General features: G+C 64.4%; 49 protein-coding genes. 20 read left to right on the top strand and 29 right to left on the bottom strand.

All coding sequences use genetic code 11. The features are described from left to right. Window positions 1-14: 14 nt before the first annotated feature. The 8 genes from AB3M81_RS09010 to AB3M81_RS08975 form a co-directional block, all read right to left on the bottom strand. Complete coding sequence (locus AB3M81_RS09010; protein WP_412903564.1) at window positions 15-602, bottom strand: hypothetical protein; 588 nt, start codon at window positions 600-602, stop codon at window positions 15-17. Beyond that, the gene (locus AB3M81_RS09005; RefSeq protein WP_412903563.1) at window positions 599-955 is read right to left on the bottom strand and encodes a hypothetical protein; all 357 of its coding nucleotides are present in this window, start codon (window positions 953-955) and stop codon (window positions 599-601) included. Before AB3M81_RS09005 ends, AB3M81_RS09010 begins: the two co-directional genes overlap by 4 nt. Continuing rightward, window positions 952-1,314: a hypothetical protein gene (locus tag AB3M81_RS09000; protein ID WP_412903562.1), complete on the bottom strand. Its 363-nt coding sequence runs from the start codon at window positions 1,312-1,314 to the stop codon at window positions 952-954. Before AB3M81_RS09000 ends, AB3M81_RS09005 begins: the two co-directional genes overlap by 4 nt. 98 nt (window positions 1,315-1,412) lie before the next feature. Continuing rightward, window positions 1,413-2,045, bottom strand: a complete 633-nt coding sequence (locus AB3M81_RS08995) for a C40 family peptidase (protein WP_412903561.1) — start codon at window positions 2,043-2,045, stop codon at window positions 1,413-1,415. Window positions 2,046-2,349: 304 nt separating this feature from the next. Further along, window positions 2,350-2,706 carry a hypothetical protein gene (locus AB3M81_RS08990; RefSeq protein ID WP_412903560.1) on the bottom strand — a complete coding sequence of 119 codons (357 nt, stop codon included), beginning with the start codon at window positions 2,704-2,706 and terminating at the stop codon, window positions 2,350-2,352. Beyond that, window positions 2,703-2,888 (bottom strand): hypothetical protein, encoded by a 186-nt coding sequence (locus AB3M81_RS08985; protein ID WP_412903559.1) that lies wholly within the window; start codon window positions 2,886-2,888, stop codon window positions 2,703-2,705. The genes AB3M81_RS08990 and AB3M81_RS08985 overlap by 4 nt, the downstream gene beginning before the upstream one ends. A gap of 5 nt (window positions 2,889-2,893) precedes the next feature. Continuing rightward, on the bottom strand, window positions 2,894-3,205 hold the full coding sequence (locus tag AB3M81_RS08980; RefSeq protein WP_412903558.1) for a hypothetical protein: 312 nt from the start codon (window positions 3,203-3,205) through the stop codon (window positions 2,894-2,896). 64 nt (window positions 3,206-3,269) lie between these two features. Further along, window positions 3,270-3,608 (bottom strand): hypothetical protein, encoded by a 339-nt coding sequence (locus AB3M81_RS08975; RefSeq protein ID WP_412903557.1) that lies wholly within the window; start codon window positions 3,606-3,608, stop codon window positions 3,270-3,272. A gap of 340 nt (window positions 3,609-3,948) precedes the next feature. On the opposite strand from AB3M81_RS08975, the gene AB3M81_RS08970 reads away from it, so the two are divergent. The 15 genes from AB3M81_RS08970 to AB3M81_RS08900 all read left to right on the top strand — a co-directional run bounded on the left by AB3M81_RS08970 (window position 3,949) and on the right by AB3M81_RS08900 (window position 12,206). After that, complete coding sequence (locus AB3M81_RS08970) at window positions 3,949-4,590, top strand: hypothetical protein (RefSeq protein ID WP_412903556.1); 642 nt, start codon at window positions 3,949-3,951, stop codon at window positions 4,588-4,590. Then, window positions 4,587-4,904: a DUF4326 domain-containing protein gene (locus tag AB3M81_RS08965; RefSeq protein ID WP_412903555.1), complete on the top strand. Its 318-nt coding sequence runs from the start codon at window positions 4,587-4,589 to the stop codon at window positions 4,902-4,904. Before AB3M81_RS08970 ends, AB3M81_RS08965 begins: the two co-directional genes overlap by 4 nt. A gap of 16 nt (window positions 4,905-4,920) precedes the next feature. Then, window positions 4,921-5,466, top strand: a complete 546-nt coding sequence (locus AB3M81_RS08960) for a hypothetical protein (protein WP_412903554.1) — start codon at window positions 4,921-4,923, stop codon at window positions 5,464-5,466. A gap of 65 nt (window positions 5,467-5,531) precedes the next feature. Beyond that, a complete protein-coding gene (locus AB3M81_RS08955; RefSeq protein WP_412903553.1) occupies window positions 5,532-5,855 on the top strand; it encodes a hypothetical protein in 324 nt (107 codons plus the stop codon). Between the two features lie 185 nt (window positions 5,856-6,040). Beyond that, window positions 6,041-6,655 carry a hypothetical protein gene (locus AB3M81_RS08950; protein ID WP_412903552.1) on the top strand — a complete coding sequence of 205 codons (615 nt, stop codon included), beginning with the start codon at window positions 6,041-6,043 and terminating at the stop codon, window positions 6,653-6,655. After that, window positions 6,652-7,080 carry a DUF2493 domain-containing protein gene (locus AB3M81_RS08945; protein WP_412903551.1) on the top strand — a complete coding sequence of 143 codons (429 nt, stop codon included), beginning with the start codon at window positions 6,652-6,654 and terminating at the stop codon, window positions 7,078-7,080. The genes AB3M81_RS08950 and AB3M81_RS08945 overlap by 4 nt, the downstream gene beginning before the upstream one ends. Beyond that, window positions 7,077-7,550: a hypothetical protein gene (locus AB3M81_RS08940; protein WP_412903550.1), complete on the top strand. Its 474-nt coding sequence runs from the start codon at window positions 7,077-7,079 to the stop codon at window positions 7,548-7,550. Before AB3M81_RS08945 ends, AB3M81_RS08940 begins: the two co-directional genes overlap by 4 nt. Next, window positions 7,547-8,011 (top strand): hypothetical protein, encoded by a 465-nt coding sequence (locus AB3M81_RS08935; RefSeq protein ID WP_412903549.1) that lies wholly within the window; start codon window positions 7,547-7,549, stop codon window positions 8,009-8,011. Before AB3M81_RS08940 ends, AB3M81_RS08935 begins: the two co-directional genes overlap by 4 nt. Then, complete coding sequence (locus AB3M81_RS08930) at window positions 8,008-8,322, top strand: hypothetical protein (RefSeq protein ID WP_412903548.1); 315 nt, start codon at window positions 8,008-8,010, stop codon at window positions 8,320-8,322. The genes AB3M81_RS08935 and AB3M81_RS08930 overlap by 4 nt, the downstream gene beginning before the upstream one ends. Window positions 8,323-8,345: 23 nt before the next feature. Next, entirely contained in the window at window positions 8,346-8,648 is a 303-nt protein-coding gene (locus AB3M81_RS08925) for a hypothetical protein (protein WP_412903547.1), read from the top strand. After that, window positions 8,645-9,298, top strand: a complete 654-nt coding sequence (locus AB3M81_RS08920; RefSeq protein ID WP_412903546.1) for a hypothetical protein — start codon at window positions 8,645-8,647, stop codon at window positions 9,296-9,298. Before AB3M81_RS08925 ends, AB3M81_RS08920 begins: the two co-directional genes overlap by 4 nt. Then, a complete protein-coding gene (locus AB3M81_RS08915; RefSeq protein ID WP_412903545.1) occupies window positions 9,295-9,714 on the top strand; it encodes a hypothetical protein in 420 nt (139 codons plus the stop codon). The genes AB3M81_RS08920 and AB3M81_RS08915 overlap by 4 nt, the downstream gene beginning before the upstream one ends. Then, a complete protein-coding gene (locus AB3M81_RS08910) occupies window positions 9,714-10,181 on the top strand; it encodes a hypothetical protein (RefSeq protein ID WP_412903544.1) in 468 nt (155 codons plus the stop codon). The genes AB3M81_RS08915 and AB3M81_RS08910 overlap by 1 nt, the downstream gene beginning before the upstream one ends. Window positions 10,182-10,201: 20 nt before the next feature. Continuing rightward, complete coding sequence (locus AB3M81_RS08905) at window positions 10,202-11,179, top strand: pentapeptide repeat-containing protein (protein ID WP_412903543.1); 978 nt, start codon at window positions 10,202-10,204, stop codon at window positions 11,177-11,179. 181 nt (window positions 11,180-11,360) lie between these two features. Further along, the gene (locus AB3M81_RS08900) at window positions 11,361-12,206 is read left to right on the top strand and encodes a pentapeptide repeat-containing protein (protein ID WP_412903542.1); all 846 of its coding nucleotides are present in this window, start codon (window positions 11,361-11,363) and stop codon (window positions 12,204-12,206) included. Between the two features lie 5 nt (window positions 12,207-12,211). Here AB3M81_RS08900 and AB3M81_RS08895 read toward each other — a convergent pair whose 3' ends face one another. Further along, window positions 12,212-12,421 carry a hypothetical protein gene (locus AB3M81_RS08895; protein ID WP_412903541.1) on the bottom strand — a complete coding sequence of 70 codons (210 nt, stop codon included), beginning with the start codon at window positions 12,419-12,421 and terminating at the stop codon, window positions 12,212-12,214. A 140-nt stretch (window positions 12,422-12,561) separates the two neighbouring features. On the opposite strand from AB3M81_RS08895, the gene AB3M81_RS08890 reads away from it, so the two are divergent. After that, window positions 12,562-13,026, top strand: a complete 465-nt coding sequence (locus tag AB3M81_RS08890) for a hypothetical protein (RefSeq protein WP_412903540.1) — start codon at window positions 12,562-12,564, stop codon at window positions 13,024-13,026. A 119-nt stretch (window positions 13,027-13,145) separates the two neighbouring features. On the opposite strand, the gene AB3M81_RS08885 is transcribed toward AB3M81_RS08890, so the two are convergent. The 5 genes from AB3M81_RS08885 to AB3M81_RS08865 form a co-directional block, all read right to left on the bottom strand. Further along, entirely contained in the window at window positions 13,146-13,742 is a 597-nt protein-coding gene (locus AB3M81_RS08885; protein ID WP_412903539.1) for a hypothetical protein, read from the bottom strand. Between the two features lie 67 nt (window positions 13,743-13,809). Continuing rightward, on the bottom strand, window positions 13,810-14,217 hold the full coding sequence (locus tag AB3M81_RS08880) for a hypothetical protein (protein WP_412903538.1): 408 nt from the start codon (window positions 14,215-14,217) through the stop codon (window positions 13,810-13,812). Next, window positions 14,214-14,441, bottom strand: a complete 228-nt coding sequence (locus AB3M81_RS08875; protein WP_412903537.1) for a hypothetical protein — start codon at window positions 14,439-14,441, stop codon at window positions 14,214-14,216. Before AB3M81_RS08875 ends, AB3M81_RS08880 begins: the two co-directional genes overlap by 4 nt. Before the next feature lie 53 nt (window positions 14,442-14,494). Next, window positions 14,495-14,758, bottom strand: coding sequence for a helix-turn-helix domain-containing protein (locus tag AB3M81_RS08870; RefSeq protein ID WP_412903536.1), 264 nt, complete (start codon window positions 14,756-14,758; stop codon window positions 14,495-14,497). Between the two features lie 87 nt (window positions 14,759-14,845). Then, window positions 14,846-15,199 carry a hypothetical protein gene (locus AB3M81_RS08865; protein WP_412903535.1) on the bottom strand — a complete coding sequence of 118 codons (354 nt, stop codon included), beginning with the start codon at window positions 15,197-15,199 and terminating at the stop codon, window positions 14,846-14,848. 118 nt (window positions 15,200-15,317) lie between these two features. Here AB3M81_RS08865 and AB3M81_RS08860 point away from each other — a divergent pair, with 118 nt between their 5' ends. Further along, complete coding sequence (locus AB3M81_RS08860; RefSeq protein ID WP_412903534.1) at window positions 15,318-15,920, top strand: hypothetical protein; 603 nt, start codon at window positions 15,318-15,320, stop codon at window positions 15,918-15,920. Window positions 15,921-15,987: 67 nt separating this feature from the next. Here AB3M81_RS08860 and AB3M81_RS08855 read toward each other — a convergent pair whose 3' ends face one another. The 6 genes from AB3M81_RS08855 to AB3M81_RS08830 all read right to left on the bottom strand — a co-directional run bounded on the left by AB3M81_RS08855 (window position 15,988) and on the right by AB3M81_RS08830 (window position 19,111). Continuing rightward, window positions 15,988-16,764: a hypothetical protein gene (locus AB3M81_RS08855; RefSeq protein ID WP_412903533.1), complete on the bottom strand. Its 777-nt coding sequence runs from the start codon at window positions 16,762-16,764 to the stop codon at window positions 15,988-15,990. An 85-nt stretch (window positions 16,765-16,849) separates the two neighbouring features. Continuing rightward, window positions 16,850-17,371: a hypothetical protein gene (locus AB3M81_RS08850; protein ID WP_412903532.1), complete on the bottom strand. Its 522-nt coding sequence runs from the start codon at window positions 17,369-17,371 to the stop codon at window positions 16,850-16,852. Between the two features lie 92 nt (window positions 17,372-17,463). Beyond that, entirely contained in the window at window positions 17,464-17,793 is a 330-nt protein-coding gene (locus AB3M81_RS08845) for a hypothetical protein (RefSeq protein ID WP_412903531.1), read from the bottom strand. After that, complete coding sequence (locus AB3M81_RS08840; RefSeq protein WP_412903530.1) at window positions 17,790-17,942, bottom strand: hypothetical protein; 153 nt, start codon at window positions 17,940-17,942, stop codon at window positions 17,790-17,792. Before AB3M81_RS08840 ends, AB3M81_RS08845 begins: the two co-directional genes overlap by 4 nt. A gap of 36 nt (window positions 17,943-17,978) precedes the next feature. Then, the gene (locus AB3M81_RS08835; protein ID WP_412903529.1) at window positions 17,979-18,605 is read right to left on the bottom strand and encodes a hypothetical protein; all 627 of its coding nucleotides are present in this window, start codon (window positions 18,603-18,605) and stop codon (window positions 17,979-17,981) included. Continuing rightward, window positions 18,605-19,111: a hypothetical protein gene (locus tag AB3M81_RS08830; protein WP_412903528.1), complete on the bottom strand. Its 507-nt coding sequence runs from the start codon at window positions 19,109-19,111 to the stop codon at window positions 18,605-18,607. The genes AB3M81_RS08835 and AB3M81_RS08830 overlap by 1 nt, the downstream gene beginning before the upstream one ends. 105 nt (window positions 19,112-19,216) lie before the next feature. Between AB3M81_RS08830 and AB3M81_RS08825 the strand changes: the two genes are divergently transcribed. Together AB3M81_RS08825 and AB3M81_RS08820 are read left to right on the top strand one after the other, a co-directional pair. Further along, a complete protein-coding gene (locus AB3M81_RS08825) occupies window positions 19,217-19,813 on the top strand; it encodes an NUDIX hydrolase (RefSeq protein ID WP_412903527.1) in 597 nt (198 codons plus the stop codon). Between the two features lie 214 nt (window positions 19,814-20,027). After that, window positions 20,028-20,609, top strand: a complete 582-nt coding sequence (locus AB3M81_RS08820; RefSeq protein ID WP_412903526.1) for an Ltp family lipoprotein — start codon at window positions 20,028-20,030, stop codon at window positions 20,607-20,609. A gap of 72 nt (window positions 20,610-20,681) precedes the next feature. Here AB3M81_RS08820 and AB3M81_RS08815 read toward each other — a convergent pair whose 3' ends face one another. The 8 genes from AB3M81_RS08815 to AB3M81_RS08780 all read right to left on the bottom strand — a co-directional run bounded on the left by AB3M81_RS08815 (window position 20,682) and on the right by AB3M81_RS08780 (window position 23,871). Beyond that, on the bottom strand, window positions 20,682-20,912 hold the full coding sequence (locus tag AB3M81_RS08815; protein ID WP_412903525.1) for a hypothetical protein: 231 nt from the start codon (window positions 20,910-20,912) through the stop codon (window positions 20,682-20,684). Between the two features lie 47 nt (window positions 20,913-20,959). Next, window positions 20,960-21,196 carry a hypothetical protein gene (locus tag AB3M81_RS08810; protein ID WP_412903524.1) on the bottom strand — a complete coding sequence of 79 codons (237 nt, stop codon included), beginning with the start codon at window positions 21,194-21,196 and terminating at the stop codon, window positions 20,960-20,962. Window positions 21,197-21,230: 34 nt separating this feature from the next. Then, window positions 21,231-21,839, bottom strand: coding sequence for a ribonuclease H family protein (locus AB3M81_RS08805; RefSeq protein WP_412903523.1), 609 nt, complete (start codon window positions 21,837-21,839; stop codon window positions 21,231-21,233). Beyond that, a complete protein-coding gene (locus AB3M81_RS08800; RefSeq protein WP_412903522.1) occupies window positions 21,832-22,062 on the bottom strand; it encodes a hypothetical protein in 231 nt (76 codons plus the stop codon). The genes AB3M81_RS08805 and AB3M81_RS08800 overlap by 8 nt, the downstream gene beginning before the upstream one ends. Before the next feature lie 9 nt (window positions 22,063-22,071). Then, the gene (locus AB3M81_RS08795; protein ID WP_412903521.1) at window positions 22,072-22,602 is read right to left on the bottom strand and encodes a hypothetical protein; all 531 of its coding nucleotides are present in this window, start codon (window positions 22,600-22,602) and stop codon (window positions 22,072-22,074) included. Continuing rightward, window positions 22,602-22,814, bottom strand: a complete 213-nt coding sequence (locus AB3M81_RS08790; protein ID WP_412903520.1) for a hypothetical protein — start codon at window positions 22,812-22,814, stop codon at window positions 22,602-22,604. Before AB3M81_RS08790 ends, AB3M81_RS08795 begins: the two co-directional genes overlap by 1 nt. A 104-nt stretch (window positions 22,815-22,918) precedes the next feature. Further along, window positions 22,919-23,725, bottom strand: a complete 807-nt coding sequence (locus tag AB3M81_RS08785) for a hypothetical protein (protein WP_412903519.1) — start codon at window positions 23,723-23,725, stop codon at window positions 22,919-22,921. Continuing rightward, complete coding sequence (locus AB3M81_RS08780; RefSeq protein WP_412903518.1) at window positions 23,722-23,871, bottom strand: hypothetical protein; 150 nt, start codon at window positions 23,869-23,871, stop codon at window positions 23,722-23,724. The genes AB3M81_RS08785 and AB3M81_RS08780 overlap by 4 nt, the downstream gene beginning before the upstream one ends. Before the next feature lie 101 nt (window positions 23,872-23,972). Between AB3M81_RS08780 and AB3M81_RS08775 the strand changes: the two genes are divergently transcribed. Next, window positions 23,973-24,296 carry a hypothetical protein gene (locus tag AB3M81_RS08775; protein ID WP_412903517.1) on the top strand — a complete coding sequence of 108 codons (324 nt, stop codon included), beginning with the start codon at window positions 23,973-23,975 and terminating at the stop codon, window positions 24,294-24,296. A 153-nt stretch (window positions 24,297-24,449) separates the two neighbouring features. Here the strand turns inward: AB3M81_RS08775 and AB3M81_RS08770 are convergent, their stop codons facing one another. After that, a complete protein-coding gene (locus tag AB3M81_RS08770) occupies window positions 24,450-25,193 on the bottom strand; it encodes a tRNA(His) guanylyltransferase Thg1 family protein (RefSeq protein WP_412903516.1) in 744 nt (247 codons plus the stop codon). Between the last annotated feature and the right edge of the window lie 84 nt (window positions 25,194-25,277).

Raw genomic sequence — 25,277 nt, 5'->3', positions numbered from 1 at the left:
GGGCCCGATCTGGTTCATCGGCGCCGCCGGGTGGTCTTGCGTCGGGTTCGACGCTTGCGACGCGGTTTTGGTTCGATGCCGGACTGCAACTGTCCGAGGCGTGCAGCCAACCGGCGCCACATCTCCTCAGGAAGTTCGACCGGTTCACGGTTGGTCTTCGCGCGACGAACGATGACGGTCCCACCAGAGTCCGGGTCGAGGGTGAGAATTCCTGACCCGGGAGGGATGACTTCGGTGGCGTGGTCGACCATCTCGGGTGGGACGAGGAAGTAGAACGCGTTGGTGTGGGCGCGCCACAGGACGGACTTCGCGGGCGTCTCGAGTTCTCGTTTGAGGTCAGCCTTGGAGACCTTCACCTCGACGGCCCACCTCTTGTCCTTGAACAGGACGAGCGCGTCGATGTACCGGATGGTGTTCTCGGCGCCTTGCTTCTGGTCGGCCCGGAACCCCTTCTGCTTGTAGGCGAGCCCGAGCGGCACATGCCGGATGACGGCCGCGCCGAGCCTGCCCTGCTGGTACTGCCGGTAGAGCGCGTCGAGGAGGAGTTTTTCGGTCGCCGCTGCAACAGACAGGACCGGTTCGATGACGCCCCCGTCGGTCACGTCCCTTCCACCCGCGTGGGCTGGTGAGATTCGCGCAGGAGTTCGTACCGGCCGCACGTGCCGCATTCGCGCCCCTCGAACGTCGTCTCGACACCACGAACGAGATGGGTGAGCGTCTGGCTGACCGGGTTGTACCGGTGCCGGGTCGCCATGCAGAACGGACTGGTTCGGTAGCGGAGACGTTCCGCGCGCGACCGAACCTGCTTGACGTCGATGTGCTCGTTGGTGAGACGCTGCCCGTAGTCACCCATGAACTCGGGGTTGTCGAGCGCGTCGACGAGCAGAAGCGGGTCGGTGAGGATCGTGACCATCTGCTCGTCGGTCATCGACCAGTCGTGGGTCGTGGCGGTCATGCGGGGATCACGATCGCTGCGACCGGGGAGGTGACCCGATGGGTGTAGATGCCGTTGCGCAGCAGGTCGAGGATGAACCGTGCGGACTGGCCGACACGGATCTGGCCTTGGTCGATGACATGGATCGGGTCGCCGTCGGCTCGAAGGACCGCACTGTCGTCGGCGTGCAGGCCGAGGTACTTGACCTCCTTGGGAACGCCTCCGTCGGCGAGCCACTGCTTGACCCTCTCGTCATCGGGGTGCCGGGTGAGGGTCTGGTTGTCGGCGTCGTACGTGTAGGTCGAACCGGTCGCGGTGATGAACACGTAACGGCCGTCGGTTGTCCCTGAGGGTAGGACGTCGATGTTCTGGTCGGTCATACGAGGTTCTATGCGGCAGACCCGGCGAACATGGCGCGAAGAGGGGCAGGCCCACCGGTGGTGAGCCTGCCCCTCTTCGCTTGTTGCGGGTGCGACGGTCAGGGTCGCGCGACGGTGTAACCGCTGGTCCAGATCTTGACCTTCTTGACGGTCTCACCCGTGCGTGGAGCGTGCCAGATCTTCCCGTCACCGGCGTAGATGCCGATGTGGTAGTAACCGCCACCGTTGGAGAAACCGATGAGGTCGCCCTTCTTCTTGGCGCTCTTGGAGACCTTCTTCGCGGCGCGCATCTGGTCACCGGCGATTCGGGGCAACTTCTTGCCGACGGCCTTCTTCACGACGTACTGGACGTAGCCGGAGCAGTCGAACCCCTTGGGGGTGGTGCCACCCCACACGTACGGGGTGCCCTTGTACTTCGCGGCGACGCGGACGATCTTGGCTCCGCGTGCGGCCTTCTTCTTGGCTGCGATGCGCTTCTTCTTCGCGGCGAGGGCTCGCTTCTTCTTGAGCGCGGCCTTCCTCTTTGCGATGGCCTTCTTGCGCTTCTCGGCCGCGGCCTTCTTCTTGGCTGCCGCCTTCTGCGCTGCGGTCTGCTCGGGCGCCGGGGCCGGAGCGGTGTTCGTGCTGGTGTTCGTGTCGTTCGTGCTGGTCGATGCTGCCTGCGCGGGGGCTCCCACGGTCATGACCGAGACGGTCAGTGCGGCGGCGAGGATGGACTTGACGTACTTCATCGGATTTCCTTCATGCCGTCTGCGAGGAGGATCCTGTCGGGCTGGCGCAGAAGGTGCGCCCCATACTGGTTGGCCCCAAGCCCACGAGGTGGGCGGTCGTGCTCGGGTTCCCCGTCCTGCCGAGTTTTGGTTGAAGTCGCACGAACGTCGGCAGGCTCGACGCGTTCGTGGTCTGGCCCCGGTTGAGGCCACGGGTAGTTAAAGGCGGCGATACGGGCGCGACTCGATCAAGATCTGGATGCAACTGGCTGTTTCCCGCGTAACCGCGGCGTCAAAGGTGACGAGGTTCACCCGGAACGTCGGGTCAGTACTGCCGTGGAGGTGACATCTGGCCGACGATGCGCAACCGCTTCGTGTTGTTACAGCGACGGCACACCAGAGCGGTCACGGTGGAGGTCGAACGTCGCAGGACGTCGTTCTCCTCGAACTCGACCCGCTCGGCGTCATGGCCGCGCAGCAGGCACACCGGCCCGGTCTTCGCGGCGAGTGCCTTCCACTTGTCGGACGCGGCTACCTGCTCGCGGGCCGTCTGGCGCAGCCGGTCGAAGTAGTGGCCGCGCAGTTCGTCGTCGGCGAGCATCGTCGTGTACCCGTGCGGGGTGTCGTAGATGAGGTTCGCGAGTTCCTCATCGGTCCACGACCGGGCGGTCACGCCGGTCACGCTCGAGACCTCGCGATCGAGTCCACAGTGCCGCCCTGTTCGACGATGATGGCGTGGGCGTCATCCTTCGACTTCGCGATGATGATGAACGAGCGGGTCTCCCCCGTCGCGTTCGTACCGGACGCGACGTACGTCTTGCGTTTGCAGAACTTGGCCTTGGGGCCTTTCACCTTGGCAGGCATCGTGTTCACCGGGCCATCGCGAACGACAGCCGAGACAGTGCGGTCGTGAGGACCGTGACTTGCTGGCCGTCCTCGAACCGGACCTCCGAAGCGACCGGGTTCGATGAGATGACCTCGCCCTCGATGAGAACGAACACTGGGGCGTCCCACACCTCGTGGAGGGACCGGCCGTTCATGTTGCGCAGGGTCGCGCCGGTCACGGTGACGCCTCGACTACTGCCGGACTCAGTGTTGATGACGACGTTCGCGTGACCGTTCTCGTCGGTGGACAGGACGGTCGCGTCGATGAGAACACGGTCGGCGGGGGTGAACTTCATGACAGGGCCTCTTTCGCTCGTTGCTCTGTTCAAGCCCGCACGCCGGACGGGTTCCGATCGGATCTCACGATGCGGGAACCGCGATGTGATGCATCTCGGTGACCCGGTTGCAGATCCGTTCAACGGCCGCGAGTTCAGGTCCGTCGAGGTCGATGCGGGCTTCGGCGCGCAGGTCGTCGATAGCCTGCTTGGCTCCACGCTGCTCAGCGATCATCGAGGACAGGTGCGACTCGGACTGGACCTGCTCAGCCAAGTCGATGAGACGCAACACCATGTCCGGAGTGAACGTCTCGTGGTACTGCCGTAGAACCGGCAGGAGCCCCTCGGACTGCCACACCTCCTCGGCTTGCGTGGCGATGTCTCGCAACGCCTGCAGCATGGGCGTGTTGTCGGTGGCGATCATGGACTCTCGTTCGTTGGGGAAGTGCCGCGTGGACGGTTGTTCACATGCGGCGATGCAGGAACCCCAAGGCCCGAAGGTCGACGTCACTCGATCGTGATCGGATCACGCATCCGGGCGGGTCTTACGCCTACAGACACGCAACCCCTTCGATTTGGAGCACCCCGATGAGCAACCGACCCCACCCGTGCGGCCGTGTGCATTTCCCCGGCATGGCTGTCGCTGTGGGCCGGTTCAAGCCGACACCCGACGGCTACCGTGCTGTCTCCGGTGGCGACTTGCGGGCGACACGCGCCGAAGCCGTTGCTGACGAGTGCGCGGCAACCCACGGGCAGGCCCGCTGATGGAACTGAACGACGTGTACGTGACGAGCGACACCCACTTCGGACACCGGAAGGTCTCCGAGATTCGCGGGTTCGCGACCACCGACGACCACGACTTGCACCTGATCGAGAGGTGGCAGGAGACCGTCCCGCCGAATGCGACCGTGTTCGTGCTCGGCGACATCGCCGGACGCCGTGACGACCACAAGCACGCGTTGAACATCCTCGCCGGGTTGAACGGCACCAAGTACCTCATCTCCGGCAACCACGACGCCGCCCACCCCGTGCATGTCGAAGCGTTCGAGGTGCTCCCCGACTACCAGTACGTGTTCCGGGCCGTGCAGCCATTCATTCAGGTTCGTCTGAACATCCCGTCCGGCAAGGGCGTTCCCGGCCTGCGCCGCATCCTGATGTCGCACTTCCCGTACGCGGGAACCGGCGGGGACAGTGAAGGCCGCGCGCAGGACCGATGGTCTCAGTTCCGTCTCCCTGACATGGGTCAGACCCTCATCCACGGGCACACTCACCGCGCCGACCAGCGTGGCCACCTGTCAGACGCGGGCACACCACAGGTGCATGTCGGGCTGGATGCGTGGGACATGGCGCCGGTGTCGATGCGTGCCGTCGCCGACCTGATCCTCGAACTGGAAGCGATCCTATGAGCACCACGGGACCGAAGGTTCACAACAAGTACCACCGGACCGCCGGACCGGACGCCGTGTACATCGGTCGTGGGTCACCGTGGGGGAACCCGTTCGTCATCGGCGTTGACGGTGACCGTGACACCGTGATTCGGGCGTACCGGCTGTGGTTGGAGACCCAACCGGAGTTGATGGAGCGGATGCGCCGCGAACTGCGCGGCAAGGATCTGGTGTGCTTCTGCAAACCGGCCGCCTGTCACGGCGACATCATCCTCGAGATCGCGAACGACCCGGCGCCGGAATCCGGCCGTCCGGGCTACACGACCGACTTCTGAACAGTACGGTCCCATCATGGGGTTCGAAGATGAAATCGAAGCGCGCTCGGCTCGGCGCGTGCGACCGCCACGACCAGAAGCCGACGTGGAACGGTTCGTGTCTCTGCTGCGGGCTGAACTGCTCGACCTGTTCGAGTTCCTTGACTCCCGTCTGGGGCGTCAACGCGTCAAGATTGGGTCGAAAGGGTTCTTCGCCAAACCCGTCTACTCCCCCGACGGTTTCCTGCTCTACCGCCGGGACAACTCATCACTCGTGGAATCCAAGTCAGGGTTGAAGCCTTCGGTTCATCTGGGGGAACTTGAACTCGTTCTACCTGATGGCCACCTGTGGAAGTTCAAGCACCCGTGGCCACGACAGAACGCACACCCTCCCGCCTACGGTCTCGTTGACGTTGCCGATTCCTACCGGAGGTCGGGCCGTGTGGTCATCGCCTGTAAAGAGGTCTACATGACCGGCTCTGAGTTACGGGTTCACGATGAGGGGTGGTCGAGCGAAGGTAACGACACCTTCCACAACTTTCTCATTTCGTTGGCCGAATCGAAGTTGCGCAGCACCACCTGATCGGTTTCGCGGTTGCGGGCGGGCTTACAACCGGTGAGCGAACACCCTTCACCGAGGAGCAGGACATGAGCGAGCAGGCGACCACGGGCGACATCCGAGGCACCCTCATGGGTGACAAGTGCAGCAACTGTGGCATGGGCTACGGCCAGTGCACCGACCGCATCCTCAATCAGGGCAAGGGCGCCTGTTGCAACTCCTGCTACGAGACCGACACCCACGATGAGCGTTCCGTCATGGTGCACGAGAACACCATCGAGGGTCAGTGGGCCATGTACGCCGACCGGGCGGGCCTCGACGCGAACGACAACCCTGTCGCGAAGGCCGCGTTCGAGGCTGCGTGGACCCGCGCGACCGTCATAGCCCGCAACCGTCTCATCGAGCAGGACTGAACATGAGCGTCGCGGGTGAATGCGCCCGATGCTGGGGCGCGGTGCACGCCAACGGTCGGACCACGAGCGAGTGCGCGGCACGCGGTAAACCGGCCGAGTGTGAGAACTGCGGAGCCTGCGTCTGCGATGGGTCATGTTGAACCAGTTCTGATCGAAGCCAGTCCCTGCGAGGGCTTAGACCGGTCATGAACAAGACGGTCACGACCCTCGCCGAGTTGGACGCCCTGCCCGCCGGGTCGGTCATCCATCACAACGTCCCCGACATCGAGATGGCGTTCGTCGCCTTCAAAGACGAGGACGGCAAGTGGCTGACGTGCGGTGACGAGACCCCGGAGAACTCCATCGAGTTCGCGTCCGGGCTCCCGTACGACGTCCTGTTCCAGCCCGAGACCCCCGCCCCTCCCGCTCCCCTGCCGGAGCCCGTCGAGGTTGCCGAGCCCAAGACCCCGACCTACCGGAACCCCAAGGACGGACTCGACGCCAACAACGCGGTCGCGGTCGTGTACGGCCACTCCGACGACTGCATCGAGTTCGACGGCCTGCTCTACGACGAGGTAGGCAACTACAACACCGACGAGGAGAAGCCGCACCGTGTGAGCCTGTCGAACGGCGTCATGTTCGACGCATGGTACGACAAGGGAGGCGTCTGGCGGTTCAAGGTCATCGCCGGTCACAACTTGGTGACCCTCGACCGTCACGAGTTCGACGACGAGCAGCACGACCGCTACACCGACTACCTGTGGATTCACGGTGCTGACGGAACCGGTCGCCTCAACCTCATCTCCGGCGGGCCGGAGTGAACGCCCCCGCCCCTCGCCTACTGATCACCGGTTCGCGTGACTGGGCCGACGCCGACATGATCTTCACCGCTTTGCGTCAGGCGTGGACCCAATTGGGCGCCCACCCGGGAACGATCCTCGTCTCAGGCAACTGCCCGACCGGCGCCGACAAGATCGCCGAAGACATCTGGGAGCAACGCGGCCACATCGTGGAACGTCACCCCGCGGACTGGTCCAAGGGACGCTCGGCCGGGCCCGCACGGAACAAGAAGATGGTCGAGTTGGGTGCCGACCTGTGTCTGGCGTTCATCGGCCACTGCACCTCCCCGCGCTGCAAGAAGCCCCAACCTCATGACTCTCACGGTGCGACCGGCTGCTCCAAGTTGGCCGCGAAAGCGAACATCCCGGTGCGTGAGTACCGACCGACCGAACGGACCACCTCATGAAGGTCGACTTCTCGAGCCTCGACCCGCTCGCCGCCAAGACGCGTACCCTCGGACGGGTCGCATCCACTTCGTTCACCGCGACCATCGTCATCGCGATGATTCTCGTCATCGTTTACGGTGACGAACCCGCGAACTGGTGGAGTGTCCTGTTGTTGGCCGCCCCCGCCTTGCTCGGCCTCGTCACCGGTGTCGCATGGGGTGTCGGTGTTTCCAATCGTTCTCGCGCCCGGGGCAAGATCGTTCACGCCTTCGTAGCCGACCACTGGGGTCGCGTGAACTTGCACGTGTGCGACGTCCTCGCGGAGTACGGCGGCCCCGGCCAGTTCGTTCACTATGAAGGCATCCTCCTGCACGACAACGGCAGCGACCATCCACGCCTCGTCACCATCGCGATGGAAGACGACGCCGTGTACCTCATCGACGAGTACGGCGACCCCATCCCCGGTGGCGGCCAGAAGGCGGCAGCATGACGACCCCGACCAGCCTCCCCGAGGCGAATCTCATCAACGCGCGAGCCCGCAAGATCGGGTGTGTGTCCGCCGTCGCGTTCAGCAGCACCATCGTCCTGTTCGCCGTGTTGACCGCCAGCACCGGTGACGCCAGCATGTCCGCACCCGTGGCCGCTGCCACGTTCGTCGTCTCAGTCGTCGCGTTCGCCTACTGGGCGGTCCTGATGAGTCGGTGGGTGCGCGCCCGCGGAGACGTCATCCACGCGGACCTGCAACGCAGATGGGGCATCGACCATGAGCCGACCGCCCGCGCCCTCGCACAGTTCGGACCCAAGGAACACCAACCAGTTCACGTTGGTATGCCTGTCGCGCTCGAGGACGGCACCGTCACCGAGATCGTACTGAGCATCCACCGCGACGTCATCGTCGTCACGTTCGCTGACGGGACACCCATCCCTTCCGCCGACGAGGCTACCTCGTGAACCCGGCCGACGCGTTCCTCGCGTCGTTGACCGAAGCGCGCGGCGCTGAACTGATGGCGAACCGGTGCGCCCACACCAGCAAGGACATGTCCGTCGACTGGGCGGACGCTTTCACGTACGCCATCGTGTTCGGTTGGGGAGGCGACCCCGAAGACCCCAGCGACCGTGGCGCATGGGAGACGCTCGCCGCCAAGCACGGATGGGACACCGAACTCACCGAGTTCCTCATCGACACCCACCACCGGTTCAACCTGCTGCGCGCACGAGCCGCGATCAAGAACGACGACTCTGCGACCTTGAACCCGTCATGACCACTGTGAACGCGCGTGAACCGTTGTTCGACGACATCGCGCACGTCGTCCGTCAGCCGATGCAGATCTGCTGCGAGGACTGCCGCGAAGACGAGACCGGCGCCCTGTACATCGAAGCGGACCGCATCACCGCCGCGCTCCTCGCCGCGTACCCCGAACTGACCGACGTTGACGTCGCCGGAGTTCAGGCACGGTTCGCTCGCGCGATGGCCGAGGAGATCCGCGCCAGCCTCCCCGAGAAGTACGACACCGCCTCCCACGGGAAGGCCGAGATCGTTCGCCTCCTCGAAACCCGAGCCTCCACCCTCGAAGGAACAACCCGATGACCGCCACCCTGTCCCCCGAGGCCCCAACCCTCGACGCACACCACCCCGACGTTCACGCCACGTTCCTCGGGGACGTCGCCAACCACCAGATGACCGTCCTCCGCGACGATGGCGTGTACCGGCACCTGAGGTTCGCGGTCCCGGGCGAGAACGCGTGGCATCAGTGGTTCGAACTGGTCACATGGCCGGGTCACCTCGTCATCAGCGGCGACATGGGCTCCTACGGTCCGTTCGCCCGCCACGGCACCACCGACATGTTCACGTTCTTCGAGTCGGCGTCCGCGAACATCAACCCGTCCTACTGGGCCGAGAAGTTGGGGCGCTCGCACGGCGACGTCAAGGAGTACTCCCCCGAACTGGCCCGCAAGGTCGTCCTCGCCTACTGGGCTGACGAGGCCGACGAGTTCGAAGATGAAGACCGCCGGTGGATCTCGGCACGACTCGACGACCTCCTCGCCTACCACTGCGACTTCGACGCGCACGAGATGTACTCAGCACTCGAGAACTTCAAGGTCGCCGGGTTCTCGTTCTCCGACGTGCACGAACTCGACTTCGACGAGTACACGTTCCACTTCCTGTGGTGCTGCTTCGCCATCCGGTTCGGCATCAACCAGTACCGCAACCTCACCGAAGGTGGACCCCTCGCATGAACGTCACCGACGCGACACCCGAGACGCCCACCAACACGTTCGGCGTCAACGGCATCATCACCGAACTCATCCGGTACAAGAACAACCGCGACCGCGCGGGCACCCCCATCTCGTGGGACTCCCTGCGACCACTGCTCGACCCACCGGTCGCGAACGTCCTGTTCCCGGGAACGACCGACCGTGACATCGACGACGCGTCGGCGTTCCTCACCTCGATGGTGCTGGCCGACCTCGTGGAGAAGACCAGCGAATCCAGCCCCGTCACCGACAAGACGCTCTACGAAGTCATCGCCGCGCAGGTCCGCAAGGACTTCGCGACCGAACTACTCACTCGTGCCAAGCCGGTCATCACCGAAGCGGGCATCTGGACGACCGCGGTGAACGCGCTCACTATCGCCGAACTTGGAGACCTCTGATGATCCTCAACCGACACCACCTGTACGGCCTCGACCCCGAACGAGACGACTTCCTCACCCGCCTCCGCGCACTCGAGCCCGGCGCCCTGCTCGGCACGACCGTCACGACCGACAGCGAGATCGACGAGTTGGGCCGCCTCTGGGTGAAGCGCAAGCAGACGTGGAAGATGATCGACGCAGACAGGCCCGTCGAAGAGATGCTGTTCATCGAGGTGACCCGCATCGAGGAGAGCCGACCGGACGGCCGTGAGACCGACGTGACCATCGTGCACATCGACGGTGTCGAGGTCGGCGGTTGGGAGGAGTTCTGGCTTTCCGATGACGACTACCCGTTCTGGCTGTCCGACACCGGTAGCCAGCGCATCAGTGAGACTCTCCACTCTGGCTGGTGTGACCTGATCGAGAAGCACACCGGTCTCGACATGAGTGAAGCGCGCCGACCCGTCGAGGTTCCGGCCCCGGCGTGAGCGCAGCACACCTTGAAGGTATGAAGCGTTTCAAGGACACCAGCAAGCCCCTGCGCGGCGGAGCAACCCCCGGCTCGTTCGCCGAAGCGGAGCGGCCCGCTCCCTCCGTCGGGGTCATCGACCGGCCCGTCACCCCGACCGACTTCGACGTCGTAGGGAACCCTCACGAGTCATGGATTCGTGACAACACATGGGACATGCGGAACCTCTCCGGGCAGCATCTCACCGGCCTGCGTTGGAACGCCGTGTCCGCGAACGACATCTGCCTCAACGGGGCCACCATCACCGAGTCGGACCTGTCCGGCATCGACATGCGTGACGCCAAGGTCCGCAGCGCAGAAGTGACCGCCACGAACCTGTCCTACGCGGACATGCGCGGCGCGAACCTCCAGTACACCGAGTTCGATGACTGCAACTTCAACAACGTGAAGTTCGCCAAGACCGCCGCACGCGGAAAGTTCACCGACTGCACCATGTACGGCACCTACATCAACGGGTCGAACCTGCGCGGCGCCGAACTGACGAAGTGCTCGTTCATGTCGGCCGAGTTCGAGGGCGCCAACTGCATCGACACCGAGTTCGACGAGTGCGACCTGCAGCGCGTCAAGTTCACCCAAGGTACCGACCTGACCGACGCCCGGTTCTACAACAGCGTCCTGCGTCGCAGTGAGTTCATCGGCGTGAACGGCATGGGCGCCGAGATCGGGCGTAGCGACGCGACCGACACCACGTTCGTGAACTCCGACTTCCAGAACGCCACGTTCATCGGTTCGGACCTGCGCGGCTCGCACTTCCAGAACGTCAACCTGACCGACGCACGCTTCGACGATGCCGACCTGTCGAACACGTCCTTCAAGGACGTCAATCTGACTCGCAGCAACATCGCTGACCGTGCCTCGTCCGTCCGTGGAGCCCGATTCCTCATCGTCGACACCGACGAGCACCGCGAAGTGGCTGCCGAACTGCGTCGTCGTGGCGCCGAGGTCACCTTGTACTAGCCCCGCATACCCTCGATGCATGAGCAACAGGGACCAGAAGCGGAACAAGGATCTTGGCGGTGTTCCCGCCGGTAGCGCAGGAACTGGCGGATCGTTCGGACCCGTTCGACGTCCCGAAGCGGACCACCTCCGTGTCACCGCACCGGCGTCCACTCCGAGCCCGGACGAGTTCTGGGTGGACATGGATGAGGACTGGCGTGAGATCGACGAGTCCACCTACGACTACCGTGATCTGCGTCGGGGCGACCTTGGTGCGGCCGACTTCTCCGGTCAGTCCATGCGAGGTGTCCTGCTGATGGGTCGTCGTTTCGCCGGGTTGAACGTGCGCGGCTCGAACCTGACCGGCGCTCACCTCGACGGCGGCATGTTCACCGATGCGGACTTCCGTGAGACCGACCTGACTCGCGCCTCGAGTGAGGCCTCCATGTTCAACGACTGCGACTTCCGTGCCGCCGTCATGGACGAGACCCGGTTGGAGGCCCGCTGGCGTGACACCGACCTGTCCCTGCTCGTCGCGAAGAACTCGACCCTGCACGGCTCGTTCATGACGGTGGTCAACGCGCAGAGCGCTTCGTTCACCGACGTCGGCATGAAGGGTTCGAACTTCCATCGCGTGAACTTCGACAAGGCCGTGTTCAAGAGCGACGTCGACCGGACCAGCCTCACGAACACCGAGATGTTCGCCACGACGTTCCGGTACGCGAGCATCTCCGGTACCGACATGGACAAGGTCAAGGTCCGTGAGGGCGACTTCACCGGAGCAAGCATCTTCAACTCGAACCTCAACTGGGCTGAGTTAACGTCCACCGACTTCACCGGCGTGCACGTCAGCGACGTGACTTTGCGGGGCGCGAAGTTCACACGCTGCGTCTTCGCTGGCGCGTTGATCGAGGGTCAACTCGACGAGAAGACCCGCTTCGATGACTGTGACCTGTCGGGTGCGCGGTTCGTGCTCGCCGACAACCCGGACAACCGGGCCGCTGCACCGCAGGTGGAGGCCGCCGGAGCGGTCATCGACTGGACCTGATCGGTTCAGGCAGCGTCGATCTTCGAGTAGCGTTTCGCGAGGTCCGTCGCGGTCACGGTGTCGACCCACTCGCCACCGCTCATGATCACGAACTCGCCGACCGTCGCGGCCACCGAGATGATGTCGTACACGATGTCATCTCCGAGGACACGCGTCCCGCCGGGGATCATGGGGTGGAGGAGTTCGGCAATCTCGACGAGGTTCTCGCGGGTCACCTGTACGACCTTCACCGGAGCGATGTCGGGGCGGTACGTGTCGAACTGGATGCTCATGTGTGACTAAGCCCTCACGCGTGGTCTGTCCTGATCGGTAGCAGGTGTCCTTGCGGGCTTGAACAGTTATGAGTATCCCCACCATGCATGAGGGCGACATCTTCATCTACGGCCCCGAGCAGCGCCACTGCCGCGAGGGCATGGCTGTCGTGGTGAAGTACGGCGACCGTCTGGTCGCGAAGGACACGTACTGGAACGCCGGTGGCCGCGTCGACTCGATGTGCGACCACATCCTCACCGACGTCGAGTTGGAGACGGCCGAGTTCGCTTTCAACATGTTCAACGACGTCAACGAGATCATGGCGTACCAGCCGAAGCGCGAGTGGGAGAAGTACGCACCCAACGATCGGTTCCGGGTCACGTCCCAGCACGGCCTGCGGGTCCACTACTTCACCAAGATCGGTGCGGTCCCGTCCATCGACACCCAGATCGAGAACGCCCGCGCTGCGGTGGAGAAGGCCGAGGCTCAGGTGCGGTCCGCCCAGTGGTCGCTCGAGAACCGTCGCCGCGAGTTGGCCGAGTTCGAGGCGCAGCGCGCCAACGCCTGAACCCCCAGACACCGAGAACGCCCCGCACCTCGACTCGAGGGCGGGGCGTTCTTCTCGTTAGATGAAAGATATCTTCCGGTTTACGAAAGAACTTGCGTGAAAGACACGCTGGCATGCGTTTAACGCAAGGCCTTTGCGAGCGTCTTCTCGGCCGTCTCGGTGGACTCCAACCCCCACCGCTCGAACGGGTCCGCGTTCAGGTCGGCTTCGACGAGAGCCCACTCCTCGGCCGTCAACGTCGGGTTGAACGACAGGCCTCTGCTCACGAACGTCACCCACTGGTACGCCATGCGGTGCGTGTGCCGGAGCGTCTTCACGTCACCGGACGACGAACCTCGGGTCCAGTGGTGGGCGATGGCGCCGGAGTACTTGGACCGGGCCGACGCGAGCGTGGGACGCAGCGACAGCCGGAACGCTTCACCGAGACGGTCCACGGTCGGGATGCGACTGTAGGCGGCCTCGACGTACTGAGGGACACCCATTGACGCGTACGTCATGAACGTGGACAGGTCCACGACCGTCACGTCATCGGTGCGCCCCAACAAGGGGTCGTACTTCATCGTCTGGGCCGCGTTCCGGGCGCGCTTGCGGTGCGGGTCGTTCACGATGACCCGGAACAGGTCGAAGTCCGAGTCAGGGCGCGCGTTGCCGTACAGGCGAGAACCCGTCGGGGTCTCGAACAGCGTCTCGTGTCGCTCCGGCTCGTAGATGAACATGCCTGTTCAAGCCCGCGACCGGCGTGAAGTCCGATCAGGGCTTGACGCGTCCCGAAGGGCTCCGGGGTCACTCCATCTGGTCGGAGGTCAGTGTGCCGCCGTCGGCGATCAGTTCGGGCAGGTACCCCGAAATGAGGATCTTGTAGTCGACGGACTGTGCCCACTGCTCCCCGATGGTCTTGCGGTCCTCGACCGACAGGGATGTCTGGTCCTCGACGAGGCGCATTCCGGTGAAGCGCAGATCGTCGGGCGTCTTGTCGAAGTCGAACCGGACCGTCACGGTGCGGCGCGTGTCGGTGTCGATGAGATCGCTGACCTGCTGTGCGAGGTCGGGGTGGAGCGCGAACACGACCTCAGCGATCGACTCGCCTTCGTCTGTTCGCGCGTCGAGGAACTCGGTCAGGAACGCGTTGGCGACCCCGGCCTTCTCCTCACGGGTGGTCGCCTGCTTCATGGCTGTGGCGTAGTCGTTCATGGGCGCACGTCCCGGGCGATGTCTTCGAGGTCGTCGGCAACGTCATGGAGCCACTGGCCGACCGACGTTGCCGCCTCGTCGTAGAGGCTGTACGACCTGCCTTCGGGGCGTGGCGTGTAGTCGATCGCCTGAATCAGGGCGGTGTGGTCGGCGAGAGAATGCAGGACGACCGCGACCTGCTCCTCGGTCAACGGTTCGACGCCGGGGCTGAGGCGGTAGTCCAACGACCGCATGATGCGTTTGGCGGCGCGCTCTCCGGCGACCTCTGGTGCGTTCCTCATCGGGGGTTTCTTCGGTTGGTCGTGGAGGGGACGGGGTTCCCGTCGCGGTCGGTGACGACGAGTTCGATGGTGCAGCCGAGGACGGCGAGTGCCTTCGCGGCGGTCGACATCTTGATGTTTCCGTCGGAGTTCAAGATGACGATCGCCCGGTTGGGGGTGACTCCGAGTCCTTCGGCGAACTGTTCGAGGCTCATGTCGGAGCGCTCGTACGCGACCCGGAGGGCTTCCTCCATGTCGAGGGTGAGTCTGGCTGCTGCCATCTCGCGTCGACCTTCGGGAGTCGCTTCGTACCGGGTGAGGAAGGTCGTTTCGGGGCTGGTCATGTCTTGGTCAAGCCCGCGCGACGGTCAGGACTCGATCACGTGCCGCGGGATTGCGGCGGCGGCATCAGCGAGGTGGCGACTGAGGAGACGGTGCACGGCGTCACCCTTGGTGCGGCCGGAGAACCAGAACTCCATCGTGGGGGTCTTCCATCGCCAGCCGATGACGTTCCATCCGTCCTGCCGGGTCACGTGATCGGCAGGACGGATGGGGTGGACGTCAGCGAACCCGTGGCGGATGAACCCGATGTGGGTGTCGCCGAGGTAGACGTCCCACTCGCGGTCGATGGTGATGTTGCGGGTCGTGTCGGAGCCGCGGGGCTTGTAGGTGATCTGGCGGCCGGGCTGGGACTGGATGACCGTGGTCTCGCGTTCGCTCATGTTCTACCTAAGCCCGCACGGGTCTCGTGGCACGATCGGGATCGGCCGGTGTTGCGGGCTTGAACATGTTGAGCGAACGCGACCACCCCGGTCGTCCCCTTGATGGAAGGTGCAGAACATGGTCGAGCAGATGGACTACAGCGAGTTCAACTGGGAGCACGTGGACGTCAAGGAGGACGACGGAACGATCATCGACCGGTTCTTCCTCGCGCGTCGTGTCGGCGCCACCAGCGCGGCCATCCTTCCGTCCGCGATGGTCTCGGAGGTCCGTCCGGGCGTCTGGCTGACCACCACCTATCCCGACCCGAACGCCGCCCACACGGAGACCATCTCGGACACGCTGTTCGAGGCGTTGCGTGTCGGCGAGGCGTACATCCGGTCGTTCGCAAAGCCCGAGCCGGTCAACCAGCCGTTCCTGTTCGGCGAGTGGAACCACATCTTCGACGAGGAGGACGTGACCGATGAGTGGCCGGTTACTCCCGGCGAGGACGGCATCTCCGCGGACGGCACCCGCTGGTTGAAGGAGGAGTACCTGCTCCTTCGCCCGGACTCGCTGCTGATCGCGTACATCAAGGCGACCGACGGCGGGAAGTTCGTGTTGGAGACCAACTTGAACACCGGCCATGAGGCTCCCCGCTACCAGCGGGTCGAGACGGTGTTCGATTCGGTGTTCGACGCGATGGGCGCGGGCGAGGCGTGGATGGCCCCGTACCGCGCCTGATCCAAGACACAACGAAGCCCCAGCGACCATCACGGCTGCTGGGGCTTCGCTTCGTTCTGACTGAGGTTCAGTCGTTGGCGTCCTTGAAGATAATGCGCGCGAACGGGTTGTCGTCGAGGACGCTCGCGGCGATGTCCGCGTCACTCATGCCGTTCCCGGGGTAGCCGTACGGGTCGTTCTCGGCGCTGCGGTTGAACCCGGTTCCGTCGATCGTCTTCTCGACCACGAAGTCGTCGCCGTCGAATCGGCCGACGAGCGTCTTCACGGTGAAGTCGTCGAACCGCTTGGTGGAGAACCCGACGATGATCCCCTGTTCGACGGCAGCGGCGGTGTCCACTTGGCCTTCGGGGTCGAGCGGCAGGTGCTCCTTCGCCTCATCATGGTCGTCGGTGGGGGTCATCTCGTCCTCATCGGCGAGACGAATATGCTGGCAGTCCTCGAACTCGTCGACCATCTGCGCGGCAACGTCGGCGTCACTCGTGCCGGTCACCCAATGGGCGAACATGCCCTCGTCCCAGTGACCTCTGTCCTCGCGTTCATCCATGACCTCACCATCGCGGATCCCTTCGACGACGATCTCGCTGTTGTCCCAGTGGCCGTAGAACGACACGGTGCGAGGCCCGTCGGGGAACGGCGTCGCAGAGAACTCGTTACTCACGAGCCCGAGCGCGATCGCCTTCCGGGCGTCAACTCGGCCGTCGGGTGTGCGGGGAAGCCCTCGAGGATCCTCGCTGGTGTCGGCGATGGACTTGTTGGACTCGGGCAGTTCAGTCGGAGAGAAGGAGCCGGGGGTCGCGCCCTTGGGGAGTGGCTTGCCGGTGTCCTTGAATCGGTCTTGGGTCATGGAGTGCAGGTGTGCGGGTATGCGTCCCGGACATGGCAGAAGCCCCAACCTTCAAGGCGAGGGCTGGGGCTTCTGAGTTTGGCGGTCAGGGCAGACGTACCGCGTCAGGTAACCGGAGCCACAGCGGCTCCTCGTCGTCGGCGTGTTCTGCGTCGTACTCGGCCTCGGCACGTTCGATGGACCGGATGGTCTCCTCGTACGGATCCTCGTACGTGTAGCCGTAGTCGTCGTAGTGGAGCCCGTCGTCGATGTCGTCCTCATCGTCACCCTCTGGGGTGAAGTCGTCCGGGTCGACCGCCATGCGGATGCCAGCGCACGGATACGCGTCCAGCATGAGCGCGGCACGTTCGGCGTCGCTTCGCCCGGTGACGGTGTGCGACCACAGTTCGTCACGCCAGTACCCGGACGCGTCACGGCGGTCGTCGTACTGGTCGCCCTCGAGGATGTACTCGACGACGATCTCTCCGTTGTCCCAGTGACCGACGAGGGTCGCGGGTTCACGGGCACCTTCGGCGGCACTGAACCCGGTCACGAGGCCCTCCTCGACGGCCGCGATGGTGTCGATGCGTCCGTCAGGGCGTCGAGGGATCTGCAACTCGTCTGTCACCGACGTTCCGGTTTCTGGACGAAGGGTAGGTGCGTACGATCCGCGCGTCGCTCCCCCAGTCAACGGAACGGTCGTGTCCTTGAAACGAGTGCTCATGATTCGGGGGTGTGCGGGTTGAGCGGTCGAACGTATCCGACGAACATCCATCCGAGGAGGCACACCCAGTCGGACTTCTTGTTCAGGGGCCGGTTCCAGTAGTGGCCGACCCGAACTCCCGGCATGACCCGGTGAACTGTCAGCGATGAGTAGGACTTTTCCTCGGCGTCAGGGACGGAACCGAACTCGATGAACAAGCCCAGCCGCTCGTACACGAACTGGTACGCGAAGTAGACAACGTTCGGGACCGCGTAGACGAGCGCGACGAGCGCCGGAAGGGTGACGACGCCCGCCCAGTAGGCCGAGTCGGTGAACAGGTCGGTCATCGACCGAACACCCGGCGGTGGCGGTCCGCGGCGGCAGGGATCAGGTCGGCCTTCTCACGTAGGCGTGTGATGGCTCGGCGGATGAGGCCGGGCTGCTTGGGGCCGTCGTAGTCGTAGATCTCGTCGAGGTTTCGCACGGGCTTCTCCACACAGGTTCTATGCCGACCTCATGGCCGACACTCTGTTCAAGCCCTCCCGACGCTGCTGTCCGATCTGATAGCACGGATCTTCACGACGGGAGTCTCGAAGCCGTGTTCGCTCGTGCCCATCTCGGCCGAGACGACAGCCCACGTCCGACGCTCGTGCACGAACACGCCACCGACAGGAACGGTGATGTCGTACTGGTCGTCCGCCCGGTGCATCCCGTTGATCCGCAACGTGACCTCGCGGGAGTCGGCGACCCCGATGACCGCGATATGGGAAGAACCGACGATCGACAGGCGGTCGACGGACAAGGTGTGCTCGTCGGCCTCGCGACGTTCGACGTGCCCGTCGAAGAACTCGGTGTACGCGGGTGTCGGCTCGAGGACGTGATGGTGGCCGGGTGCGCCGCCGCCGCCGCCGTACTCGCGGTCGCACTTCATCCCGAGGGTCCGGAGGAACTCACACCGTTCGGCCTCGGACTGATCGCTCATCTCGTTGCCGAAGATCGCGTGGGAGAACTTGTTGTAGGTCTGCTCAATCGCGTTCTTCACCATGAAGAACGCCTCGGAGTCCGGCTCGACCCGCATCGACCGCATGAAGATGCACTGCATCTCCCACTCCACCATCATCTGCCCAGCGATGAACATGGGCGGTGCAGTCTCACGCATCAGTTCCCGTCCTCCCCTGTCATCTCTGCCGGGAGAACCCGGACTGTGAGGATCTTGTTCTTGCCTTCGAGTTCGACGAACACGGTCTGAGGGGAACGGTCGCCGTCGAGGGCCGGGATGGAGAACGGCTTGCCGTCGCGGCGCAGTTCTGCGAAGTCGTACGCGAGCGAATCCGATTGCATGTCGATCGCGTACCCGCCCAACGACAGGTTCTTCTGGACCTCGTACGCGATCTGGCCGTCCTCGTCGGTCTCCCAGTCGATGGAGGCGACGCACCAACCCAAGATTCCGAGGAGAACGCCGACAAGACCGGCGCCAATTACGGCGGCAGTATTCTTCGCTTCGTGCTTCTCTGGCTTGTCGAGAAAGTCGAAGACGATACCCGCGCCGACAAAGATGATGATGGCTGCAGCAAACCCGACGAGGACGAACCAGCCGAGACTCGGCATGGCATCACCTGACGTCAGCCAGTCGGTCACAAGGTCACGGGGAATGTCGTGGGTCATGGGTCGCTCTCGGGTCAGAAGTGTTGAACACCATCCGTAAGCCCGAACAGTCCACTTCCCCGATCCGGGCCCGAAGTGGACGGTGTTTCGCCGCATCTATGGGGTATGTCGAACTACACCGCTGCATACCGTGAAGCCGCCCGGAACGCCGCCGACGGCCGTCAGAAGATCGTCGGAACGCCCGTGGCTGTGTGCCCGGTCGCGTTCGACGCCGACCCCATCGAGAACATCCAGTACTCGGTCCTTCGGATCGGGTTCGGGTACGGCGCCATCGCCATCCCCACCCTGCTGTTCCGAGGGATCCGTTACCTCGCGCTCGTGCGTCAGTTCCGGTTCCCGCTCGACGAGGACACGTGGGAGTTCCCACGCGGCGGCACCGTCAGCCTTGACGAGTCCGAAGCGGCCCTCGAACTTGTCGAGGAGACCGGCCTCGAGGGCGAACTGACTGATCTGGGTGTCATCTACCCGGACACCGGCATCGCTGACACGCGCGTCTCGGTGTGGCAGGCGCACGTGAACGCCGACGACTTCGACCCGAACGACCGTGAGTACGTCCACCCGAACAACGAGACCGACAAGGTCAAGTGGGTCACCGATGGTGAACTCATGGGCATGATCTCCTCGGGGAAGATCCAGTGCTCGATGACGCTCGCCGCGTACATGATGCTCGTCGCAAAGGGCCCCGCCGCCGCGCTCGGCTGAACCTCTGCACGAACGAACGCTCATCGCAGGAACGCCCCACCGGTCTCTGGCGGGGCGTTCCTCGTTCCCGGGGCGTGATCGGTTCGATGACCTGATCGGGTCATTTCGCAGACTGGTGGAACAAACTCGTCCAGACTTGTCTTGAGCACGATCGCCGCCCGGTGAGAAACCCCGGGGACTGGTGTCGCCGAATTCAACTGCACGAGAGGTACCGATGACCGTCAACGCCCCCACCCCGAGCCCGGAACCGAACCCGAAGGCGAACCGGCCGTGGTTCAAGAAGAAGCGGTTCCTCATCCCGATCGGCGCGCTAGTGTTCTTCACGGCTGTCGGCGCGTTCGCCGAGGAGGAGCCGACCGACACGGCGGCGGACAAGAAGCCTGCCGCCGTCGAGACGACGAAGGCACCCAAGGTGGAGAAGACCACCGAGGCCGCACCGGTGAAGGCAACGACTCAGGCTCCCAAGCCGAAGCCGACCGCGAAGCCCAAGCCGAAGCCCAAGCCGTTGACGCGTTCGCAGGAGAACGCCATCGACGCGGCCGAGGGATACCTCGACTACACGGCGTTCTCCAAGTCGGGGCTCATCAAGCAGTTGGAGTTCGAGGGGTACTCAAAGGCCGACGCTGAGTTCGCAGTCAAGCGCATCAAGCCGGACTGGAAGGAACAGGCGGTCAAGGCGGCGGAGGATTACCTCGATTACACGTCGTTCTCTCGCGCTGGACTCATCCAGCAGTTGGAGTTCGAGGGGTACACACGTGAGCAGGCCGAGTACGGGGTCTCCAAGACCGGCCTCTGACCGAACCGAACGACGAAGCGGGCGCGCCCGGGAGTGATTCCCTGAGCGCGCCCGCTTCGTCGCGTCCGGGGGTTACTCGGTGCCGCGCTGGCGTGCCTGCTCGTCGATGAGTGTCCTCTTGATGTACTCCTGCTCGACGTCCTGTGCGTTGCCCCCTCCGGTGTCGTTGGCGAGTGCTTCCACGTAGTCGGTGCCGAACACGACGAGGTGATTCATGAAGGTCATGTCGTTGGCGGTCCGATTGTCGTACACGTCCTGCAACGCCTTGGCGGCGTCTTCAAGTACCTGCTCGGGGGTCTTCACGATGCTACCTGTAGATCTAGTGGTGATGTGGAGTCTAGGACGGACGTTCAGGACTCCGGGGCGAACAAGACGATGAAGTCCTGTCGGTCGTTGACGAGGACGGACGTCTTCACAGGCCTGTTGAGGCCGGGACCGTACCAGAGGCCCGAGCCGAGGCGCTCGTACACCATGTCGTCCTCGGCACCCTTGACGACGGTCTCGTCCAGAGCGTTCGACAGGGCAGCCTCCACGTCGTCAGCCGCGATGCGCTGGTAGTCGAGGTGGGTCGTCGTGTTGATGCTCATGACTGTTCAAGCCCGCAACGATCCCTGCCGTCGATCAGAAGTCTTCGGTGAGGTCTCCGGGAAGGAACACGTCATCATCTGGGACCGGGACAGGCGAGACCTTGAGGGTCGCAGGTCGGACGAGGTGGGTGGCCGGGGTGAGGGTCTGCTTGACGACGGTCGCGCCACCCGTGACGACCTCCTCGACACCTCGGGAAGCGGCCTTCGACGCGAGTCCGGCGAGACGGTCCGCTTCGGTGTTCAACGGGAACGCGTTGTCCTTGCGATGCCCCTTGACCCACTCGAAGTGGGTGACGCGTCCGTTCTCATTCCGGGCGGTCATCACGGCGTCGATCTGCTGGATGAGTTCCTTGTTCGCGACGGTCTCACCCTTGGAGTTCTTCCACCCGCGACGCTTCCACCCCGGCAGCCACTCGGTCGCGGCCTTCATCGCGTACTGCGAGTCGATCTGGATGTGCAGGTCGATGCCCGGATGCATCGACAGCACGTTCAGCACGGCCATCAGTTCACCGATGTTGTTCGTGCCCTTGACGACGCTGCCGTACGCGAACGACCCGTCCACACCAGCCCACGCCCACCCCGTGGGTCCGTCAGGGTTCGACAGGCAGGAGCCGTCACAGGCGACGAGGAGCAGGTCAGACATCAGGGGTTCCGTTCGGTGATGGTGCGGGATCGGTGAGTTCTATGCGGCCCGTCGGGGCGACGTCGACGAGCAGGCCCTCCCGCCGCAAGGCGTTCGTGATCTGCATCTCGAGCGAGTGGCCGATGTGCTGCTCCAGTGGCGGTTTAGCCTCGTTCTCGCGCCAACGCCGGAGTACCTCGCTGACGGCGTGCTCGGCCGGGCCCCAACTGGCCGGGTTCTCCACGCCGTCTCCTCAGTCCTCGTTCTGCCCGCTGGCGGGGATGTAGTTCTCAGTGAGCGAACCGTCCGATCCGAGCGTCAAGGTCATCTGCTCGCCGGGACCGACCATTGTGACCTTCGTGTCGCCGGGCAACTTCACACCGAGCAACTGCTCGAGGATCTCCTTACCCATGTCAGGCGCTGTCCCGTCCGCGGTAGGCGCGCCCGGGGCGCCGGTTCCGTCGCCCGGGCCACCGACAGGGATGCCGACTCCGGGGATGGCAGGGATGTTGGAGAACGCCCCGCGGGTCGGGGCCGGTTCGGGGCCGAGGTCGCCGTCCCACGCGTCGACGCCCTCGACGAGCGTCTCGAGCGCGACATCGTGATCGATCGGGTTGTCTCCCCCGGGCTCACGCACGACACGCAAACGTCCGAGGTGACCGGCGTTCTTGACGACCTCACGGATGGTGCTCTCGACCCAGAACACGAGCACGTCATCGGTGACGGTCTCGACGACCGGGTGGCCGTGCTTGGTGACGACCCGGATGGTCTGGCTGGTACTCATCAGCGACCGAACCTGTCCCTGATGGCCCAGCGGATTCGGCGGACCGTGCGACGGATCTCGTCGGCGATGTTGGTCGGGTCGACCTTGCGGATGATGTACGGGAGGGTCACGACGTCGCACGTGCCGCAGTGTCCGAGTCGCCACGGGTGCGCGCCCGGGTGACCGAGTCGGTCCTTCGGGTCGTCGAGTTCGGGATGCTCGATGACGTTCACGCGGATCGACCCGTTGTCGCATCGGTCGGTCTTGGCGTAGTGGTTCCCGCCGCCTGCCCAGCCGGGGCAACGGTGGGGCTTGTCGTAGCAGGGACGTGAGAGCCTCACCGGGTCACGGCCTTCGAGGTGATGCCGGAGTAGTCCTTGTTCTGGAACGCGCCGGGCTGGTTCCGCAACGCCTGACGGTCGTACATCGGCCAGTCGTAGTCGAGTAGGTAGTTGTGGGCGTTCCCGATGAGGTCGTACCGGTGGTTCGAAACGCTGATCTTGAAGAACGAACGCGGGCCCGACTCGGTGACCTCGGGGGTGGAGTGGATGACGTACGGGGACAGGCGCAGGATCTCGCCGACGGGACCATCCTCGACGCGCAGGCCCTTGGGGCGGTCCCACGCGAAGTCGTTGGGATTCTTGGCGCCGTAGGCGTAAGCCTCCATGACGTCCATCGACTGAGTGTCATCGGCCGGAATGTCGATCGGCTCGTCCGCGAGTAGGAACCGGGTCGGGAACGCGTCGGTCCAGATGTAGTTCAGGTCGTCGCCACCGAAATCATCAGCGTGGTACCCCGGACGATTCAGCGGGTTCCCGGGCGTCGCATACCCACGACGGGCGGTGACGTACACGTACGGGTCGGACAGGTGCTCGGCGGTCGTGGCCGCGTCGTTCATCAGGCGCAGGATCGTCTCGCGGAGAAAGCCGAGGTTCGGCGGGAGACTCCGTTCCAGCGTCTCGTCATAAACGTGGGTGCGACGTCCGTCGCCGTAGATGTGCGGACCGAACACGCCACGGTAGCCCGGGTCGGAGTCGGGGATCCGGACCGGCAGGTACATGTAGTGCATGTACTCGTCCCAGTTCGGGTTGAACGGGGCGATCGATACGGGTGCCTCACCGTAGAAGCCGGGCAGCGTAGTCATCGGCGGAACGCCTGACGGAAGCGCAGCGAACGGGCCGCCTCGATGGCGTCACGCAGGCGCGTGAACGGGTTGTGCTCGTCCTGCTTCACCGTGGTGTCGGTGGGCGGGAGCGGCGGCGCCGGAGGATCCATCAGCAGAGTGCTCATGCATGTTCAAGCCCGCAGCCACACGGTTTTCGATCCGCGCGATGTACCCAGTCCGGGGCGCATAGAACCCTACTTGCCTCTTCGACCCCTTGGAGCATCCTGTGAACTACCTGACCCGACCGGACTTCGAGACGTGGTTCGCCGACCCGGACAACCACACCGGCTACGAGGTGACAGATCCGACCCCTGACGAGGACGGCGACATCACCGTCCTGCAGTGGTACGGGCCCGGTTCAGACTGTGAGACCTGCGGATGGAATGGCGAGGAGGTCACCGTCTACTTCTGCGCCCGTACGAGCAAGTGGACCTTGCAGGGGTCGTGGGGTTGTTACAGCGGCGCGTTCGAGGAGTACGACACCAAGGACGAGGCCCTCCGTCACGCCAAGGCCGAGATTCACTGGATGGAGAACCCGCCGGGCGCGTGACGAGCCGCCTCAACGGCTCTGTGGCGCCCTGACAGCCCGTCAGTCGCTCCAAGGCCCGAATACTCGACGCTGACCCCGTTGGGCTCGCAGAACGGCAGCCTCGCCGTCCCACGTGTGAATACGGGGCGACGAGGCTGCCAGATCGCGCAAGGTTCAGGCGACGGTCAGGAAATCCGTGTCGTCGAGCCAGTCACCGATGTTCTCGGCCGGGGCCGTCTCGGTGACCCACCGGTGACGCATGACTGGACCGTCGAACCCCTCGACCTCGAACATGTCCCGGTAGACGACCGCGCCCTCGAACACGCGCCCGGTCACGGGGGTGACACCCCCAGTGGTCAACATGTCGAGCCGTTCACCCATCGTCTTGCCGTGCAGGGTCTTGTGGGAGAAGTGATGGCGGGCCTGCATCGAGATGGCGTTCCGTCGGGCGTCACGCTGACGCCACAGCAGGTAGTTCTTCACCTCGGCCTTCGAGTCGAGCGTGAACACCCGCGAGTCGAACACGGCCGGACCGTTGGTGAACCACGAGTCGGGCCCGAGGTGGTTGAAGTGGGCGGTCGCGAGCCCTGCGGTGATCGAGACCAGTTTCTGCACCTGCCCACCCAGCCACGGCTCCGTCCGGTCACCGTGATCGGACAGGATGAGGCTGATCTCGTCCGACTGGGTGTACGCGATGCGTGTTCCGGCAACCTCCGCGCACAAGGCCTCGGTGACCCGATCCATCACGTCGAGGAAGCCCATGTCGAACGGCTTGTCCATCTGGCGGGTGAACTTGGAGAACCCGCGGCCGTCCATGCGGATGACCGTGAACGTCTTGCGGGGCAGGTAGGTGCGGGCGGTCTTCTCGTAGCCCTTCATCCGGTCGCCGAGGGTCATCTCGGTCGCGACAGCGGTCATAGCGGGTGCCTTCCATCAGGGGTGAGGATCGACCCTGCGTCGTCCTCTGTCGTCTTCAAGGCGTCCCGGGGTTGAACACCGATC

Origin of the sequence: Aeromicrobium jepli, assembly GCF_047246605.1 — a bacterium.
Lineage (GTDB): Bacteria > Actinomycetota > Actinomycetes > Propionibacteriales > Nocardioidaceae > Aeromicrobium.
Note: the sequence above shows the minus strand (reverse complement) of the source record. Positions and strands in the feature narration are given on the sequence as shown.